Source organism: Gordonia sp. PvP123 (assembly GCF_040547295.1).
In the GTDB taxonomy this organism is placed as follows: Bacteria; Actinomycetota; Actinomycetes; order Mycobacteriales; family Mycobacteriaceae; genus Gordonia; species Gordonia terrae.
The window spans coordinates 15,103-30,585 of sequence record NZ_JBEPPN010000013.1 but is presented as its reverse complement, the minus strand read 5'-3'; the positions used below and the strand labels follow the sequence as shown (position 1 = coordinate 30,585).

General features: G+C 66.2%; 16 protein-coding genes. 5 read left to right on the top strand and 11 right to left on the bottom strand.

What is annotated here, in order from left to right; translation table 11 throughout:
• Window positions 1-67: 67 nt before the first annotated feature.
• The 4 genes from fadD5 to ABIC25_RS21870 form a co-directional block, all read right to left on the bottom strand.
• Entirely contained in the window at window positions 68-1,678 is a 1,611-nt protein-coding gene (fadD5, locus tag ABIC25_RS21885) for a fatty-acid--CoA ligase FadD5 (RefSeq protein ID WP_354563154.1), read from the bottom strand.
• 236 nt (window positions 1,679-1,914) lie between these two features.
• Window positions 1,915-3,165, bottom strand: coding sequence for an RNA polymerase sigma factor (locus tag ABIC25_RS21880; RefSeq protein WP_354563152.1), 1,251 nt, complete (start codon window positions 3,163-3,165; stop codon window positions 1,915-1,917).
• Window positions 3,162-3,539 (bottom strand): YciI family protein, encoded by a 378-nt coding sequence (locus ABIC25_RS21875; protein WP_004018557.1) that lies wholly within the window; start codon window positions 3,537-3,539, stop codon window positions 3,162-3,164. Before ABIC25_RS21875 ends, ABIC25_RS21880 begins: the two co-directional genes overlap by 4 nt.
• Window positions 3,540-3,763: 224 nt before the next feature.
• Window positions 3,764-4,273 carry a M15 family metallopeptidase gene (locus ABIC25_RS21870; protein ID WP_354563151.1) on the bottom strand — a complete coding sequence of 170 codons (510 nt, stop codon included), beginning with the start codon at window positions 4,271-4,273 and terminating at the stop codon, window positions 3,764-3,766.
• Window positions 4,274-4,377: 104 nt separating this feature from the next.
• Between ABIC25_RS21870 and ABIC25_RS21865 the strand changes: the two genes are divergently transcribed.
• Window positions 4,378-5,568, top strand: a complete 1,191-nt coding sequence (locus tag ABIC25_RS21865; RefSeq protein ID WP_354563149.1) for a T6SS phospholipase effector Tle1-like catalytic domain-containing protein — start codon at window positions 4,378-4,380, stop codon at window positions 5,566-5,568.
• Here the strand turns inward: ABIC25_RS21865 and ABIC25_RS21860 are convergent, their stop codons facing one another.
• Together ABIC25_RS21860 and ABIC25_RS21855 are read right to left on the bottom strand one after the other, a co-directional pair.
• The gene (locus tag ABIC25_RS21860; RefSeq protein WP_354563147.1) at window positions 5,569-5,973 is read right to left on the bottom strand and encodes a VOC family protein; all 405 of its coding nucleotides are present in this window, start codon (window positions 5,971-5,973) and stop codon (window positions 5,569-5,571) included.
• The gene (locus tag ABIC25_RS21855) at window positions 5,970-6,284 is read right to left on the bottom strand and encodes an ArsR/SmtB family transcription factor (RefSeq protein ID WP_354563146.1); all 315 of its coding nucleotides are present in this window, start codon (window positions 6,282-6,284) and stop codon (window positions 5,970-5,972) included. Before ABIC25_RS21855 ends, ABIC25_RS21860 begins: the two co-directional genes overlap by 4 nt.
• A 103-nt stretch (window positions 6,285-6,387) precedes the next feature.
• Here ABIC25_RS21855 and ABIC25_RS21850 point away from each other — a divergent pair, with 103 nt between their 5' ends.
• Entirely contained in the window at window positions 6,388-7,011 is a 624-nt protein-coding gene (locus ABIC25_RS21850) for a TetR/AcrR family transcriptional regulator (RefSeq protein ID WP_354563145.1), read from the top strand.
• A 31-nt stretch (window positions 7,012-7,042) separates the two neighbouring features.
• Window positions 7,043-7,528 (top strand): SRPBCC family protein, encoded by a 486-nt coding sequence (locus tag ABIC25_RS21845; RefSeq protein ID WP_354563143.1) that lies wholly within the window; start codon window positions 7,043-7,045, stop codon window positions 7,526-7,528.
• 16 nt (window positions 7,529-7,544) lie between these two features.
• Here the strand turns inward: ABIC25_RS21845 and ABIC25_RS21840 are convergent, their stop codons facing one another.
• From ABIC25_RS21840 to ABIC25_RS21830, 3 genes are all read right to left on the bottom strand, one after another.
• Window positions 7,545-8,267: an ABC transporter ATP-binding protein gene (locus ABIC25_RS21840; RefSeq protein WP_354563142.1), complete on the bottom strand. Its 723-nt coding sequence runs from the start codon at window positions 8,265-8,267 to the stop codon at window positions 7,545-7,547.
• Window positions 8,264-11,059: an ABC transporter permease subunit gene (locus ABIC25_RS21835; RefSeq protein ID WP_354563141.1), complete on the bottom strand. Its 2,796-nt coding sequence runs from the start codon at window positions 11,057-11,059 to the stop codon at window positions 8,264-8,266. Before ABIC25_RS21835 ends, ABIC25_RS21840 begins: the two co-directional genes overlap by 4 nt.
• 66 nt (window positions 11,060-11,125) lie before the next feature.
• A complete protein-coding gene (locus ABIC25_RS21830) occupies window positions 11,126-12,361 on the bottom strand; it encodes an ABC transporter substrate-binding protein (RefSeq protein WP_101822950.1) in 1,236 nt (411 codons plus the stop codon).
• A gap of 360 nt (window positions 12,362-12,721) precedes the next feature.
• Between ABIC25_RS21830 and ABIC25_RS21825 the strand changes: the two genes are divergently transcribed.
• Complete coding sequence (locus ABIC25_RS21825) at window positions 12,722-13,327, top strand: TetR/AcrR family transcriptional regulator (protein ID WP_004018549.1); 606 nt, start codon at window positions 12,722-12,724, stop codon at window positions 13,325-13,327.
• 3 nt (window positions 13,328-13,330) lie between these two features.
• Here the strand turns inward: ABIC25_RS21825 and ABIC25_RS21820 are convergent, their stop codons facing one another.
• Entirely contained in the window at window positions 13,331-13,615 is a 285-nt protein-coding gene (locus ABIC25_RS21820; RefSeq protein ID WP_354563139.1) for a hypothetical protein, read from the bottom strand.
• A 164-nt stretch (window positions 13,616-13,779) separates the two neighbouring features.
• Between ABIC25_RS21820 and ABIC25_RS21815 the strand changes: the two genes are divergently transcribed.
• The gene (locus ABIC25_RS21815) at window positions 13,780-14,535 is read left to right on the top strand and encodes a M23 family metallopeptidase (protein ID WP_354563137.1); all 756 of its coding nucleotides are present in this window, start codon (window positions 13,780-13,782) and stop codon (window positions 14,533-14,535) included.
• Between the two features lie 82 nt (window positions 14,536-14,617).
• On the opposite strand, the gene ABIC25_RS21810 is transcribed toward ABIC25_RS21815, so the two are convergent.
• The gene (locus ABIC25_RS21810; RefSeq protein WP_354563135.1) at window positions 14,618-15,454 is read right to left on the bottom strand and encodes an IclR family transcriptional regulator; all 837 of its coding nucleotides are present in this window, start codon (window positions 15,452-15,454) and stop codon (window positions 14,618-14,620) included.
• Between the last annotated feature and the right edge of the window lie 29 nt (window positions 15,455-15,483).

Genomic DNA, 15,483 nt, shown 5'->3' with positions numbered 1-15,483 from the left:
GCAGGGGGGACGCTTGTTTCGGATTCGGGTGCGGAGTCTTTTGTAGCCCGCCCGGGCCGGCATCGGATCAGTTGGACAGGCCGGCGTCCTTGCTGCCGTAGGCTTCCCGAAGTCTCGGCTTCACGACCTTGCCGCCCGCATTGCGGGGCAACTCGTCGATGATCACCAGGTCCTTCGGGTGCTTGAACCGGGCGAGGTTCTCGTTGAGGTGCGGTTCGAGTTCGGCGAGGGTGAGATCATCGACGCCCTCGGCGAGCACCACCACCGCGACCGGTACCTCGCCCCACTTCTCGTCCGCACGACCGATGATGGCCGCCTCGGCGATGCTCGGGTGCCCGTACAGCGCGTTCTCGACCTCGGCGCAGTAGATGTTCTCGCCACCCGAGATGATCATGTCCTTGGCACGGTCGACGACGTAGAGGAACCCCTCCTCGTCCTGTCGGACGAGGTCGCCCGAGTGGAACCACCCGCCGCGGAACGCTTCTGCGGTCGCCTCGGGTTTGTTCCAGTAGCCGATCATCATGTTGGGTCCGCGGTAGACGATCTCCCCGACCTCACCGGGCTTGACGTCGTTCATGAGCGGGTCGACGATCCGTGCGGTGACCGCCGGGACGACCTTGCCGATGGAACCCAGCTTGCGTAGCGCGTCCTTGCCCTCCAGGATCGTCGTCACCGGCGACATCTCGGTCTGCCCGAACGCGGTCATGTTCGCGGCTCCCGGGAAGGACTCGTTCATGGCATTGAGCACAGTGTCCGAGGCCGGCGCTGCGCCCCAGCTCATGGTGCGCAGCTTGAGGTCCCGGGGTCGCGCCTTCTGTGCCGCAGATACCGCTTGCCACTGCGCAGGCACCATGAACACCGAGGTGACGCCTTCGCGTTCGAGGGTGTCGAGCATCGTGTCGGGATCGAAGGCGCCGAGCGGGTGCAGTACCGCGCGCACCCCGCGGTAGAAGATCGGTGCGAAGCCGCCGATCCCCGCGATGTGGAACAGCGGCGGCACGATCGACGCGACGTCATCGGAACCGGACTGTGCCCCGGCCGTGGCGATCGTCGTCACGGCCTGCGCCTGGATGTTCTGGTGGGTGAGCATGGCGCCCTTGGGCTTTCCCGTGGTGCCCGACGTGTACATGATGGCGGCGACGGTGTCCTCCGGAACGTCGACCTCCGGCAGGTCCGATGCATCCTCGGCGAGGAGGGTCTCGAAGTCGAGGTGGGCGTCGTTGTCGCTGCCGTCGACGACGATGATGGTGTCGATCTGGCCGGTCGATCCGGCGACTGCGTCGGCTATCGGCGCGAGCAGCGTTTCGGTGACGACGACCTTCGCCCCGCTGTCGGTGACGAGGTACGCGACTTCGGCCGGACTCATGCGGATGTTCACCGGCACCGGGATGGCACCGATGAGGGTGGCCCCGAGGATCGCCTCGATGTACTCGGTGCGATTGAGCAAGGCCATCAGGATCCGATCCCCGAACTGGACGCCACGCCGATGGAGGGCCGCGCCGAAGGCGTGCGACCGGTCGTCGAGTTCTTTCCAGCTGGTGTTCTTGTCGAGGTAGGTGATCGCTGTCTTCTCCGGGGTCATCATGGCGTGCCGGCGCACCTGGTTGTTCCAGTGATTGCGGCGCGAGCGGTACGGTTCCGTCGTCAGATTGCTGGTGACGTCGGCACTTGCAGTCATGACTGCCTCCCATTCGTCGAGCGGACTCGACCCGTTGTGAACTCCCTCGTCGAGGGGTCGGCACTGTTGTGTCTCGCGTCACACATTAGGTCGTCCGTGTTGCCAGATTCAGGCATTCCCGCGGTTTGGGTGAGACCCGCCGGCGACCCGTCGACTGGGGTCCGAGCTCAGCGAGCGGAGAATTCTCCGCTGGTCGGTCGTGATTCCCTCTGCGTCGCCCGACAGCACCCTGCGGCTCACTCGCGACGGTCCTGCGACACCTCACCCGCACGGCGTCGAAGGTAGTCCTGTGCGCGCTCGTCGCCGGTGAGCACCGCCGCACGTTCGAAGTGCTCGCGCGCCGCGTCGCAGTGCCCGGCCCGTACCAGAAGATCCGCTTTCGCAGCGTGGAACGGTCCGAAATCCGCTGCATCACTGCTCAATTCGTCGAGCAGGGACAGTCCGCCCAGAGCAGAACTCGCACGCCCGACGATCCCGGCGTGAGCAACCCGTGCACCGAGCGTCGGCGACACGGACACCAGCGCGGACGACAGCGACCGCAGTGCAGCCCAGTCGACGACACCGGTGCGTGCGCGGTCGGCGTGAACGGACTGCATGGCCGCTTCGAGCTGGAATCGGCCGTGTGGTCGGCCGAACGACGAGGCGCGTCGAAGCATCACCTCGCCATCGCGGATCAGCGCTTCATCCCAGGTCGACGGATCCTGCTCCTCGAGCGGAACGAAAGGCCCGATTCGCGCCGGAGCCCGCGACAGCGACAGCGCGATGAGCGCGGCGAGACCCCAGGCCTCCGGGTCGTCGAGCAGCGAGGCCAGCGTGACGGCCAGGTACAGTGACTCCCCCGCCATCGATTCGACGGTGTCGGGGTCGGCGCCGTCCGCGTCGTTCCACGTGATCGCGAAACATCCGTAGACGGCCTCGAGGACTGCGGGTAGGCGTCCGGGCATCGACGCGCGGTCGGGAACGACGAACGGTATGCGTGCGTCGCGGATGCGACGTTTCGCACGAACCAGACGTTGCGACATCGCCGACGGCGCGACTGCGAACGCACCAGCGATGTCGGTCGCTTCGAAGCCGAGCACCGACTGCATCATGAGCGGGGTTCGGGCTGCTGCGTCGATGGCCGGATGCGCACAAGTGAACAGGAGCTCGAGTCGCCTGTCGGGGATGGCGTCCGGGTCCACATCGTCGAAGGGGGTCACGGCGGTGGCTCCTGGCGAAAGGGTGTCGTCGAGAACGGTCGACGTGCGGTGCGCCGCCGACTTCCAGGCGTCGCGCTGCTCATTGCGCGCGACCGTGAGTAGCCATCCCTCGGGTTTCGCGGGCACCCCGTCGGCGGACCAGGTGACGAGCGCCCGTTCGAAGGCGGCTGCCAGAGCGTCCTCGGCCAGAGCGAGGTCGCCCGAGGAAGCTGCGAGAAGCGCCACCAACCGCGAATATGACGCTCGGGCGGCATGTTCGGCGGCGGTGTGCGCTTCTCGTCGGGTCATGCGTTGGGCGTCCAGGCACCGTCGACGGTGTAAGTGGCGCCGGGCCTGATCTCGACGACTCCCCACTCGATCGGTGGCGCCTGACGCGCCCACTCGATGGCGGCGTCGAGGTTGCCGACATCGATGACGACGGTTCCGCCGAGTTGCTCTTTGGTGTCGGCGAACGGACCGTCCTGAACCACGAGTTGACCGTCGACCTTGCGCAGTGTCGTGGTGACGTCCGAGTGTTGCAGCACTTCGGCGCTCACGAGCACGCCTGCCTTCTGGAGGGCAGTGGTGTAGGCCGCGAACGCAGCTTCTCCCTGTGCGATGGCCTCGTCACCGAGGGTCGACGCGTCCATCTCCGGGTAGTGCAGGAGCAGTGAGTAATGCATGGTCTGACCTCTCGTTCGTCGGGCCGCTCATCGGTCCGTGTGCAGTGATGACGACCTCGCGGTGCGCCATTCGACATCTTCGGCAGAGATCTTTCGGTCGTTCTCGCCTGAGGAGGCCCGGAAGCTTGCGGGGGGGGCGGTTGTACTGCTCCCTGAGGAGGCCCGGAGCTTGCGGAGGGCGGTTGTACTGCTCCCTGAGGAGGCCCGGAGCTTGCGGAGGGCCGTCACGAAGGGTCGCCGCCGCGATCGGCGCGAACAGCGGCATCGGGCCACATCGCCGGACACGTCAGGCCGGGCACGGTCGCGATCTCGAAGTGCCACCACTCGTTCGCGAACGTCCGGCACAGTCCCCATCGGTACCCGGTGCGTTCCAGCCAGGCAGCGCCTTCCCGCGGTCCGACGTCGATGGCCCGACCGTGCACGTGGCTCGACTGCTCCGGTGGCAGGACCCACCGTCGGGCGGCTTCGGGGCTTCCGTAGGTCGCGATCGCATCCCGCCACATCTGACGTTGCTCGGCGTGAGTTCTCTTGCCGGAGGTGATCCACAACGGAACCCCCTGTGCACGAGCAGCATTCGACGCCTGCTGATAGGCCGTCGCCAGGACCGGGTCGAGGCCCGTTGTCGGCGGAGCGGCGGTGGCCGGCGCGGCGCCGAACGCTGCGACGACCAGGACCCCGAGGACGGTGGCACAGACGATCGCGAATCGGCGCGGTAGAACGTCCAGAAAGCTCATGACCGCAGTAAACCGTACGACCGACAACTGCTGCACCCGTCTGCGCGAAGCGACTATCGTCATCGTCGGGTGGGCCGCGTGCGAGCCTGTGGAGGGTCGAAAAAATGAAGAAGCGTCTGGTGGTTTGTTGCGACGGTACGTGGAAGTCGTCGAAGGACCCGAGAATTTCGAACGTGGAGAAGATCGCCCGGGCCGTCACCACTGATGCCGACGACGGGACGGTCCAACTCGTTCACTATGTCAACGGAGTCGGAACCGGATCCGGCTGGTCGGACCGGATCATCGGCGGGGCGTTCGGTCGCGGCCTCGATGCCAACCTGGTCGATGCCTACCGATTCCTCGCTCTGAACTACGAGCCCGGCGATGAGATCTTCGTCTTCGGGTTCAGTCGCGGCGCGTACACCGCACGGAGTCTTGGGGGCATGATCTGGCAGGTCGGGCTGGTTTCACCGCTCGAACTCGCGCAGCATCCGACCGAGAACCTCTTCGAAACCGTCCTGCGGTACTACCGGATGAAGCGGGAAGATCGTCCGGCGAAGACCCCAGGCGCCCCGGTGCCGGTCAAGTTCATCGGTGTGTTCGACACCGTCGGTGCCCTCGGCGTTCCCGGCATCACCCGCGTCAAGCACAAGTTCCACGACGTGAAGCTCGGCAAGAACGTCGCAGTGGCCAGACAGGCGCTCGCCATCGACGAACGTCGGCTGACATTCGATCCCTGCGTCTGGGAAGTCGACAAGGCAGATGAGGGCAAGATCGACGTCAAACAGGTGTGGTTCGAGGGGGTCCACTCCGACATCGGCGGTGGTCTGGTGGTCACTGAACCCTCGGAACTGAGTCTGTCCTGGATGGTGCGCGAGGCGGACCTTGCCGGCCTGCAGTTCTGCTACAAGCGATTCACGCCCATCAGCTTCCCCATCGACCCGTCGAACGAGAGGTACACGACCAACAAGTCGATGAACGCCGCGTACCGCATCGTCAACATCGTCAAGCTCGCCTTCGGCCCGCTGCGGATGCGCGGAGAAACCGTGCGTCACAAGGGTCAGTCGCGATTGCTCGAGGCGGACAAGAATGATCCTGCAAGGCCGCTGTATATAGCCGCGCCTGCGCTCACTCGGTGGAATGACGATGTCGGGTCGCGCAAGAAGAGGGCGACGAACATCGGCGCGTGGGAAGAGCTGATCAAGGACTTGTCGGTCCGCGCGGTTGAGATTCCTCCGCTCGAGCGACCGGTCACCGCGCCGAAACCTCCGGCTGCGTCGGTCCCCACGGCACCGCCGCTGGTCACCCCGCGATAGTCACTGCGGGGCCGCGTCTTTCGTAGCGGCGATCTGGATCAGGTTGCCGCACGTGTCGTCGAACACCGCGACGACCGCGGGGCCGATGTCGGTGGGTTCCTGGGTGAACTCGACGCCGAGTCCGCGCAGCCTCTCGTACTCAGCCTGCACATCGTCGACAGCGAACTGCGCCAGCGGGATTCCGTCTTCGATGAGCGCATCCCGGTAGGGTTTCACCGCGGGGTGGCCGGACGGTTCGAGGAGGAGTTCCATCCCCTCTGGGTCTTGAGGGGAGACGACCGTCAGCCACCACGTGTCCTCCCCCATCGGAATGTCGTGCCGCGTAGTGAATCCCAGTATCTCGGTGTAGAACTCGTGCGCCTTGCGCTGGTCGTCGACGAAGACGGACATCAATGTGAGCCTCATGGGAGGTCCTTTCGATGGGCGGGCCACCGGTCGGCGATCTCGTCGAGCGGTGCGGGGTCGAAGTAGTGGTACTTGGAGCGTCCACGTTTCTCGGTGTGGACGAGTCCAGCCGTCTCCAGCACGCCCAGGTGCTGCGAGATCGCCTGCCGGCTCAGGTTCAGCCCACGCCGAGATGTGAGACGTCCGCAGATCTCGAACAGCGTCTGACCGTCACGCTCGACGAGTTCGTCGAGGATTGCCCGCCTCGTCGAGTCATCGAGCGCATGGAACACATCGGCCACACCTGACGATAGGCAAGCGGCTGCTTGCATGTCAACGATCGGGAGCCTGCCGACTTGACGCGTCGCCAGAAAGCCGAGACAAGGATCGAACAACCTCTTGTCCCTCGATGAGCGAAAGCTATACCATTTAGCCATGGCTACGGGTTATAGCTCCTCTCGACGGCTTGACCGTCGACAGACCACCATCGACGAGGCCATCGGTCACGCCCGCGATATCGTCGCGGAGCAGGGCGCCGGTGCCGTGTCGATATCGGAGATCGCGCGGCGCATGCGAATGCGACCACCATCGCTGTACAAGTACTTCCCGTCGCTGAATGCCCTGTACGACCGTCTATTCGAGACGGGGAATTTGGAACTGATCCGGTATGTGGACGCCGCCCGCGTCGACCGCGACCCCGGCCTCGACCGCCTCCTCGAACAATCGAGGGCAATAGTCCGGTGGTCGGTGCAGGAACCGGGGCTGGCGGCGCTGCTGTTCTGGCGTCCCATACCGGGATTCGAGCCGAGCGAGGCAGCTTTCGCTCCCGCTCGGGCCATCGTCGACCAAGCCCGTGCGGATTTGGCGACCGCGGTCTCGGCCGGCGAATTGGGCCCGACCGCCGACTCCGAGGACGCCTTCCGCCTCCTCACCGCAGTCGTGTCGGGCATCGGTTCGCAGCAGATGTCGAATGAACCCGACGCGACCTTCGAGTCGGGTGTTTTCTCCCGACTACTCGACGACGCCCTACGAATGTGGGTGCATCACCACTCGCCCTGAGCCGGCCTCGGGCACCAGGAAAGGAACTGTCATGCGGCAAGAACTCACGAGTGATTCGGTGTCGCGTCACATCGACGCGAACCCGGAAGACCTCTACGACATCGTCGCTGACGTCACGCGGACGCCCGAGCTGTCGGCGGAGATCGCGCATGTGGAGTGGCTCGATGGAGCCACGGGTCCAGCGGTGGGAGCGCGGTTCCGTGCCCGGAACTCCGCGGGCCGTGGACCGGACTGGCACAACGAACCCGTTGTCACGGTGGCGGACCGCGGCCGCGAATTCACCTTCGAACGCACTGAGAAGATCGCCGGCACGCTTCGATGGAGGTATCGGTTCGAGGCCGAGGCGGGCGGCACAAGAGTCACCGAATCGTACGAGGTGACCCGGCCGCTGAGCTTGCTCGGATGGTTCGTGATAGGCCCGCTGTATGGTCTGCCGGATCGGAAGTCCGATCTCCGGGCGGGCATGACCGACACCCTCGAACGACTCGCGACCGTGGTCCATCGTCACCGGGTGTGATCGATTGAGGTGCCACCTATGCCCGGGCAGTCCCGAGGTACGCCTCCTCGATCCGTCCGATGTCATTCGCGAGGGCGGCGGCGGAATCCGCGAGCGCGATTTCGCCGTGGACGAGGACGACCGCCCGGTCGGCGACGTCCAGCGCCAGCCGGACGTGCTGTTCAACCAAAACGACTGCGGCGCCGTCGGTGTCGGCGACCTTCCGCAGGACCGGCAGAATCGATTCGACGATGATGGGCGCCAGGCCCATGCTCAGTTCGTCGATGAGCAGCACTTTGGGTTGCTGCAACAGGGCGCGACCAATCGCGAGCATCTGCTGCTCTCCCCCGGACAGCTCCCCGGCTGCGACCTTCAATCGCGCACGCAGGGCGGGGAAATGGTCGAGCACCCGGTCGATCGCTTCGGTCCGAGCCGCGCCGCGTCGTCGAATGGCCAATTGCAGGTTCTGTCGTGTCGTCAGCTGCTTGAACAGCGACCGGTCGTCGGGCACCAGGACGAGCCCGGCGCGAACCGCTGCGCGTGCCTCCCCCGCACGTACGGACTGGTCGGCGACGCTGACCTCGCCGCCGAGGCGCGGCAGAAGACCGGCCAGCGTCGTGAGCAGTGTCGTCTTTCCGGCTCCGTTCGGACCGAGCAGCGCGACGATCTCGCCCGCCTCGACAGACAGATCGAGACCGTGGACGCAGGCCTTGCCGCGCGCGTACCCGGCGTCGAGCCCGCGACATTCGAGCACAGTCACGGCGTCATCTCCTTGGTCGTCGAATGAGGTTCGGAGCCAGCGCCGTTCGATGGCGAGAGCTCATCGGGCTCGCCGATTCCCGCAGCCGCCGATGACGGCGTGCCCAGGTAGGCGGTGACGACCGCCGGTGACCGTCGGATCTCGTCGGGGGTGCCTTCAGTTATGACGGCGCCGAGGTCGAGAACGATGACCCGATCACAGAGGCTGAGTACGAGATCCATGTCGTGATCGACGAGGACCATCGAGACACCGTGCGCCCGGGCAGCGCGCAACCTGTCCCCCAGCCACCGACTCTCGGTGCTGTCGAGCCCGGCGGCCGGCTCGTCGAGCAACGCGACCTCGGGTTGGCCGGCGAGCACCCGCGCGACTGCGACGAGTTGACGCTGTCCCTGCGAGAGGTCGGCCGCGGCAACCTCACTGAGGTGACCGATCTCCAGCATCGCCAGGACGTCGCGGACGTTGTCCGCAGTGTCGCCCGGTGCGCGACGTGCGGCGATCGCCAGATTCTCGGCGACCGACAGCTCGCCGTAGAGCTCGATGTCCTGGAATGTCCGACCGAGCCCCGCCCTGCTGCGACGATGCGGTGCAAGGCCGTTGAGGGTTGTGCCGCCGAGGGTCACGGTTCCGTCCGCGGTCGCGAAACCGCTGATGGCGTCGATCAGGGTCGTCTTGCCGGCACCATTGGGACCGATGAGGCCGACGATCTCGCCGGAACGCAGGTCGAAGCTGACGTTGTCGACAGCGGTCACCGCCCCGTAGCGCACCGTGACGTCGCGGGCCGAGAGGAGCACCTTGCCGTTGGTCGGCGAAGGTACCGGCGCAGTCGCGACGGACTGATCGTCGACCTGCGTCGGTGACGGGCGGCGGCGTCGACCCGGCAGCGGGATCTTGTGCAGGTATCCGATGATGCCGTCGGGACTGGTGACCACGGTGAGTACCAGCAGGATTCCGCTGATCAACATGTAGTAGTCGCCGAAGGAGGCGTACTTGTCGGCGGCGAAATACATGACCCCGCCCGGGGCGATGATCCCGGCGAGGATCGCTCCGGAGATCGACGTCACGCCTGCGATGTAGAAGACCGCGAAGAGTCCGATCCCGGCGAAGACGGCGTAACTGCCCGCGGTGGCGAGGGTCTGCTGGTAGGCCAGCAGCGATCCGCCGAGGCCGGCGAGGAAGGACGCAATCGCGAAGGCGATGAGTTTGGTTGCGCCGACGTTGATCCCGGCCGCGGCCGCGGACCGTTCGTTGGCGCGGACGGCCAACATCGACGCGCCGAGTCCGCTGCGGCGCAGAACTGCCACCGCATACGCGACCAGGATCAGCACGACGAGGCACAGGACGCCGAACGCGATGCGCGGATAGCCCTCGCCCGCACCGATTCCCAGATCGATGCCGAACATCGACGGCGCGTCGACTGGCGCACCCTGTAGTCCGCCGTTGAGTGACGGGTTGCGGAACCAGAACGCTTCGCAGAAGACGGCGAGCGCGAGGGTCGCGACCATGAGCGGTAGCCCGCGGACCCGAAGCGCGGGCAGGCCCACGATGACGCCGATGACCATCGCAGCGCAGGCGGCGAGCAGCGGTGCGAGCGGGAACGGGATGTTCAGGTCGTCGGTGAGTCGGCTGAGCGCGTAGGCGCCGACACCGGCGAGGGTCAGCTGCGCGAGGGACACCTGGCCCGCGTACCCGGTGACGACGACCTGAGACAGCGCGATGATCGCGTAGATCATCGTGGCGATGACTGCCAGGCGGAGACTGCCGGAAGTGGTGACGAGCGCCAGGACCGCGACGACGACACCGACGATTCCCGGGATCAGCAGGTGATCGGGACGCGGCGACCGGCCGAGGTCGTTGCGGGTCACCGCTCCCCGACCGGGAAGTGGACGTCCACGGATGAGCAGGAACCCGATGATGAGGATGAGCGGGACTGCCTCGGCCACACCGGCGTCGGGCATCCAGTCCCAGGTGGTCTGGAGCTTGGTGGCTTCCGACTGCAGCATGCCGATGATGAGTCCGGCGCCGACGGTGATCGAGATCGCGGTGAAGTTGCCGACCAGCGCCGCCGCGAGGGCCGGCACGATGAACATGGTGTAGGCCACCGGGTTCAGCGGAACAATCGGTGCGATCAGTACACCGCCGAGTCCCGCGGTGGCGGACGACAGCGCCCAGTTGGCGACGGCAATGCGGCCCGGCGAGAGTCCGGTGACCAGTGCGCCCTTCTCGGATTCGGCGGCAGCCTCGGTCGCGACGCCGAAGCGTGTGTAGCGCAGGACGAGTCCCGCACAGACGGCAAGGCCGACGATGACCACGGCGAGCATCAGACGGTCCGTCGGAACCGCGCTGGAGCCGATCGTGAACGTGTCGACCTTGAAGATGGGGCCGACACTCGGTGCGTTCTCGCCGACCCGAAGCGCGATGAGTGCCTGGATGACGAGCATCAGACCGATCGCGGCGACGGCCTTGGCCAGGGCCGGGGCGGCGCGCATCGGGCGGAACACCAGCAGGTAGAGGATGACTCCGAGGATCGCTGCGACGACGACGGAGATGAGCAGCGCCCCAGCAACTCCCAGGTCGGAGCCGAGGGAGATGGTCGCCGGGAAACCGGGTATCGGGTTGAGGAGTTCCCCCTGGCGCAGAAACGCATACGTGTACGCGGCGTACAGGGCGACGGCTCCGGTGGCGAAGTTGACGACGCCGGAACTCTTGAACGTCATCACCAGCGCCAGGCCGAGGGCGGCGAAGACGGCGCCGTTGCCGAGGCCGAGGACCAGGAACGCGAGATGGTCAGTCATGGAACTCCCACTGGGAAGTGCGGGGATCGGGGGTCGCGCGGACGCGACCCCCGATCTGGAGAGGAACTAGTTGTTGGTGACGACGGTGTTCTCGAGCTTGGCGTCGGAGGTCACGTCACTGACCAGGATCGCCTTGCTGCACAGCGACGTCAGCGGCGGGAAGGCCTTGCCGTCGCAGGTGAAGGTGATGCCGGGTGCGGCCGGCAGCGGGACGTTCTTCGCCTGCGACAGTGCGGTGGTGAACGTCTGGGCGCTGACGGTGCCCTCGAGCCCGGTCAGTTCGCCGAGAGCGGTCATGACCTGGTACCCGATGTAGGCGAGGCCCGCCGGGTCGGTGTCGGGCGCGTATTGCGCCATCACGCTGCGGTATTGGGTGACGCTCGGGTCGTCGGAGCTGAGGTTGACCGTGGTGAACGCCTTGGCGCCGGAGACCGCTTCGTTGCCGACGGCGTCGAGAACGGGCTTGTCGAGGCAGCTGGCGATGAGGTACTTCGAGGCGTCGGGGGCGACGGTCTGCAGCGTCTTGAGGACCGAGATGCACTGGCGGGTGTCGCCGAGGATGCTGACCGCATCCGGGTTGTCGGCGAGACCGGCGGTGATCTGCGGTGTCAGGTCGGCGGCGCCGACCGGCACGGTGACGACGTTGAGAGCAACACCGGCACGCTGGAACATCGGGTCGCCGAGCGCTTTCACCGATGCGGCTGCGTCACCGGAGTCGCCGATGATCAGGGTGACCTTCTTGAGTCCGTCCTTGGCCGCGGTGGCGGCTTGTCCCGCGAGAACGGCGACGATCCCGCCGGACAGCATGAACGAGCCGGGGGTCGCCATCTCGGCCTGTGACACCGGAGCCTGCGCGACGAACGGGATCTTGGCGCCCGCGATGATCGGCAGCATGACCGCACCCTGCGCGCCCAGCGGCGAGACCACAACCGAAACCTGCTGCTCCACCATCTGATTCGCGCACTTGGTGGCCGAGGCGGGCTCTTCTTGCTGCTTGCACACCACCAGTTCGATCTGATGGCCGCCGATGCCGCCACCGTTGTTGTTCAGGTATTCGACGGCGGCTTCGCTGCCCTCGCGCACCATCGGCGTCGTCACCGCACCGCCCTCGGGGACGATCAGGCCGACCTTGACCGGGTCGCCCGTCGCCGGATTGCTGGGGAGTTGGCTGGTCTCGCCCGCAGTCGAGCTCTCCGAGCTGTCGTCGGCGCAGGCCGTGAGCGCTCCGAGCGCGAGCACCCCGGAACAGCCGATCACCGTCGCGGTCCGAAGCACACGCCTGAGTGAACTGGGTGATTTCATGCGATCCCCTTCGATCGTGATTCGACACGACGCCGTCCCCTGGTGTGGAGATGGGACGAAATGTCGGATTTGATGACTCGGTGGCGACTGTAACCGTCGGGTCGTCGTCGCTGGATGGTTTCGAAATAATCTGTCCTGCAATGAGTCTCGGCCTTCGAGGCGATCCATGCGCACGGCAGCATCGATCGTCGGTCCGGCACCGGAAGACCCCCCGCGGTCGACTCGCGTGGCCTCGTCGACGTGCTGCCGGCGAACTCACTCTGGACTCAGAGGCAAAAGTTAGACGACCATCCAAACTTTGGTGGCGGAATGCAAGAATTGGTCGGTCGGGGTCGCCCCGCTCGTACGGAAGGCACCACATTGACCGAAGCTCCGGCCATCGGCCGCCGGGAACGCAACAAGCAGCAGACGCGTGAGCGCCTGCTGATCGCTGCGCGCGAACTGCTGGCGTCCGACGGGAGCGCCGCAACAGTGGAGTTGATCGCCGAGCGGGCCGAGGTGTCGCGGGCGACGTTCTTCAACTACTTCCCGAGCAAGGACGATCTGCTCACCGAGCTGTACGGGCAGCTGATGGGGACGTTCTCGCATGTCGTCGACGCCATGCTCGGCAAGCCGCTCAGCACGTATGAGCGCGTGGTGGGTGTGTTCGTCGACTTCGCGCGGTCGTCGGTCGCCGACCCGGACTACATGCGGACGGTGACGAGCGAGATCGAACGGATCTCGTCGATGTCCGGGACACTCGGCGAACGCAGCCATGTATTCACCTCGGAGGTACTGCGGCTCATCGAGCGCGGCGTCGAACAGCAGGATGTACGCACCGACCACCCGCCGGAGTTCCTCGCCCAGATGGTGGCTGCCATCTATGTGTCGAGCATGCGGTACTGGCAGATCGATCCCGGCTTCGAGGTGAGCGAGAGCTTCGAGCGGGCCGGCCGCTATGCCGCGGAGTCGCTGCTGCCGCGATAGGACTCAGTCCTCAGGTCGCGCGACGTCGGCCTCCCACCGCTCGCGACGCTCCTCGTCGGTCTGCTCCCACCACGGGGTTCCGCGCTCCCCGAGCGCGACCTTCGCCGCCTGGACGCCCCGACGTGACTCGGGTGCGCCGTTCGTCCGCTTCACGTCCCGACGCCACGCCATGAGGATCGACTGGAGTTCGGACCGGCGGTCGTCCGGGATCAGTGGATCCGTCGCTCGCCACTTCCGGCCGTTGACGATGATGTGGTGGCCGTCCGGGGTGTGCTCGGGTTCGGGCATGTTTCCACCGTGCCACGACCATCTCGGGTGCTGTGACCCGGATCTCTCAGGCCGTGTGAGCAGTGGTTCTGTACGCACTGATCGTGACTTCTCAGGGTCTGCTTAAGTCGCCGTGGGTAACCTCGCCGTGTCCTTGCCGATACCGAACTGTTACCCAAACTGAGATGGACAACGCTTTGCCTCTTCACCGACTGAACACCGACTCTGCGACGCGCCCCGCCACCCGCGCACTGTTCGACTCGACGTCGAGCACTCGGCGCCCCGGACGCCATCGTGCCACCTCGCGTTCTGCCACCCGCACAGCGCTGCACACGGGCGCTCTGGCCGCGTTCGTCGGCGCGGTCGGCCTGACTGCCGGAACCGCCGCGCAGGCGACGGCGCAGCCCGCTCCCCCGCCTGCGCCGAAGATCGCTCTGCCCGACAACGTGAAGCTCCCGGCCGGTCTGGTCCTGCCGCCGGAGATCGACGACCTCGCTCGCGACGTCCTGCCGCCGTCGGCATTCGGCCCGGGCAGCTCCGACCTCCCCGGATTCAAGAAGGCAGTGAAGCCGGTCAGTGGCACCGTGACCTCGGGCTACGGCCCGCGCTGGGGCACCCACCACAACGGAGTCGACATCGCCAACAAAGTCGGAACCCCCATCTACGCCGTGACCGACGGCGTCGTCCTCGAGTCCGGCCCGGCCTCCGGCTTCGGCCAGTGGGTCCGCGTGAAGCAGGACGACGGCACCGTCGGCGTCTTCGGACACGTCAACGAAAGCTTCGTGCACCCAGGCCAGAAGGTCCGCGCCGGTGAGAAGATCGCGACCGTCGGCAACCGCGGCCAGTCCACCGGTCCCCACCTCCATTACGAGGTCTGGGATGCCAACGGCACCAAAATCAATCCGCAGGCGTGGCTCAACAAGCGCGGCGTGCATCCGTGACGGTTGCCTGACCCTGCAGCACACACGATCCCACCGGCTCTTGCCGGTGGGATCGTTGTCGTTGTCCGAGATGGCACCACATTCATCGCGGAACGGATTGCAGCACTGTGGATATCCGAGCTGCGGCGTCGCAGACTCGATTGACTTTTGCTGCCAGCGCATCTCCGGCGAAACCCTCGATCCGACCGCCGATGCTGATCGAGGCGATCAGATCACCCGATCGGTCCGTGATCGGCGCGGCGACGGCTGCCACCCCATCGAGGTAGTCCGAGTCGCTCACGGAGTAGCCGATTTCGCGAATGCGATCGAGGTGGCGAGTCAATGCCGCCGCGTCGGTCAGGGTCCGATCGGTGAATGCGGGCAGCCGATCGTTGATCCATCTGGCGCGCAACGTATCCGACATCGCGAGCATCACCGTGGGTCCAGCTGCCGCGTGATACGGCAGGACGGTGCCCACCGAGATGCCGGCGACCACGAGTGAGCTGTTCCCCTCCACGAGGTCGATACAGACCGCGCCCTGCTCCGCGGGCACCATGAGGTAGGCGGTGTCTCCGAAGTCGCCGGCGAGTTCGGTCATGAACGGCTTTGCCGCGGAGCGAATGTCGAGGTCACTCAAGGCGGCTGAGCCGACTTCGAAGACCCGCAGGCCGACGCGGTAGGCGCCGCCGTCGGTGCGCTCGATCCACCCGGCGTGAATGAGGGTGGCCATGAGCCGGTGGACGGTCGTCTTGTTCATCCCGCTGGCCGAGGTGAGCTCGTTCAGGGTCCACGACGGCCGGTCGGCACTGAAGTGTTCGAGCAGGGTGCAGGCCTTCAGCACGGCACCGACGACCTCCCGGCTCGAGGGGGTCTCGGAATCGGCGAACGTTGCCACGAACGGTGTCTCGCTTCCGGGTAGTAGGGCGACCGTCTCCGACATCTTACGAAGACAACTCTGTACAGGCTTCT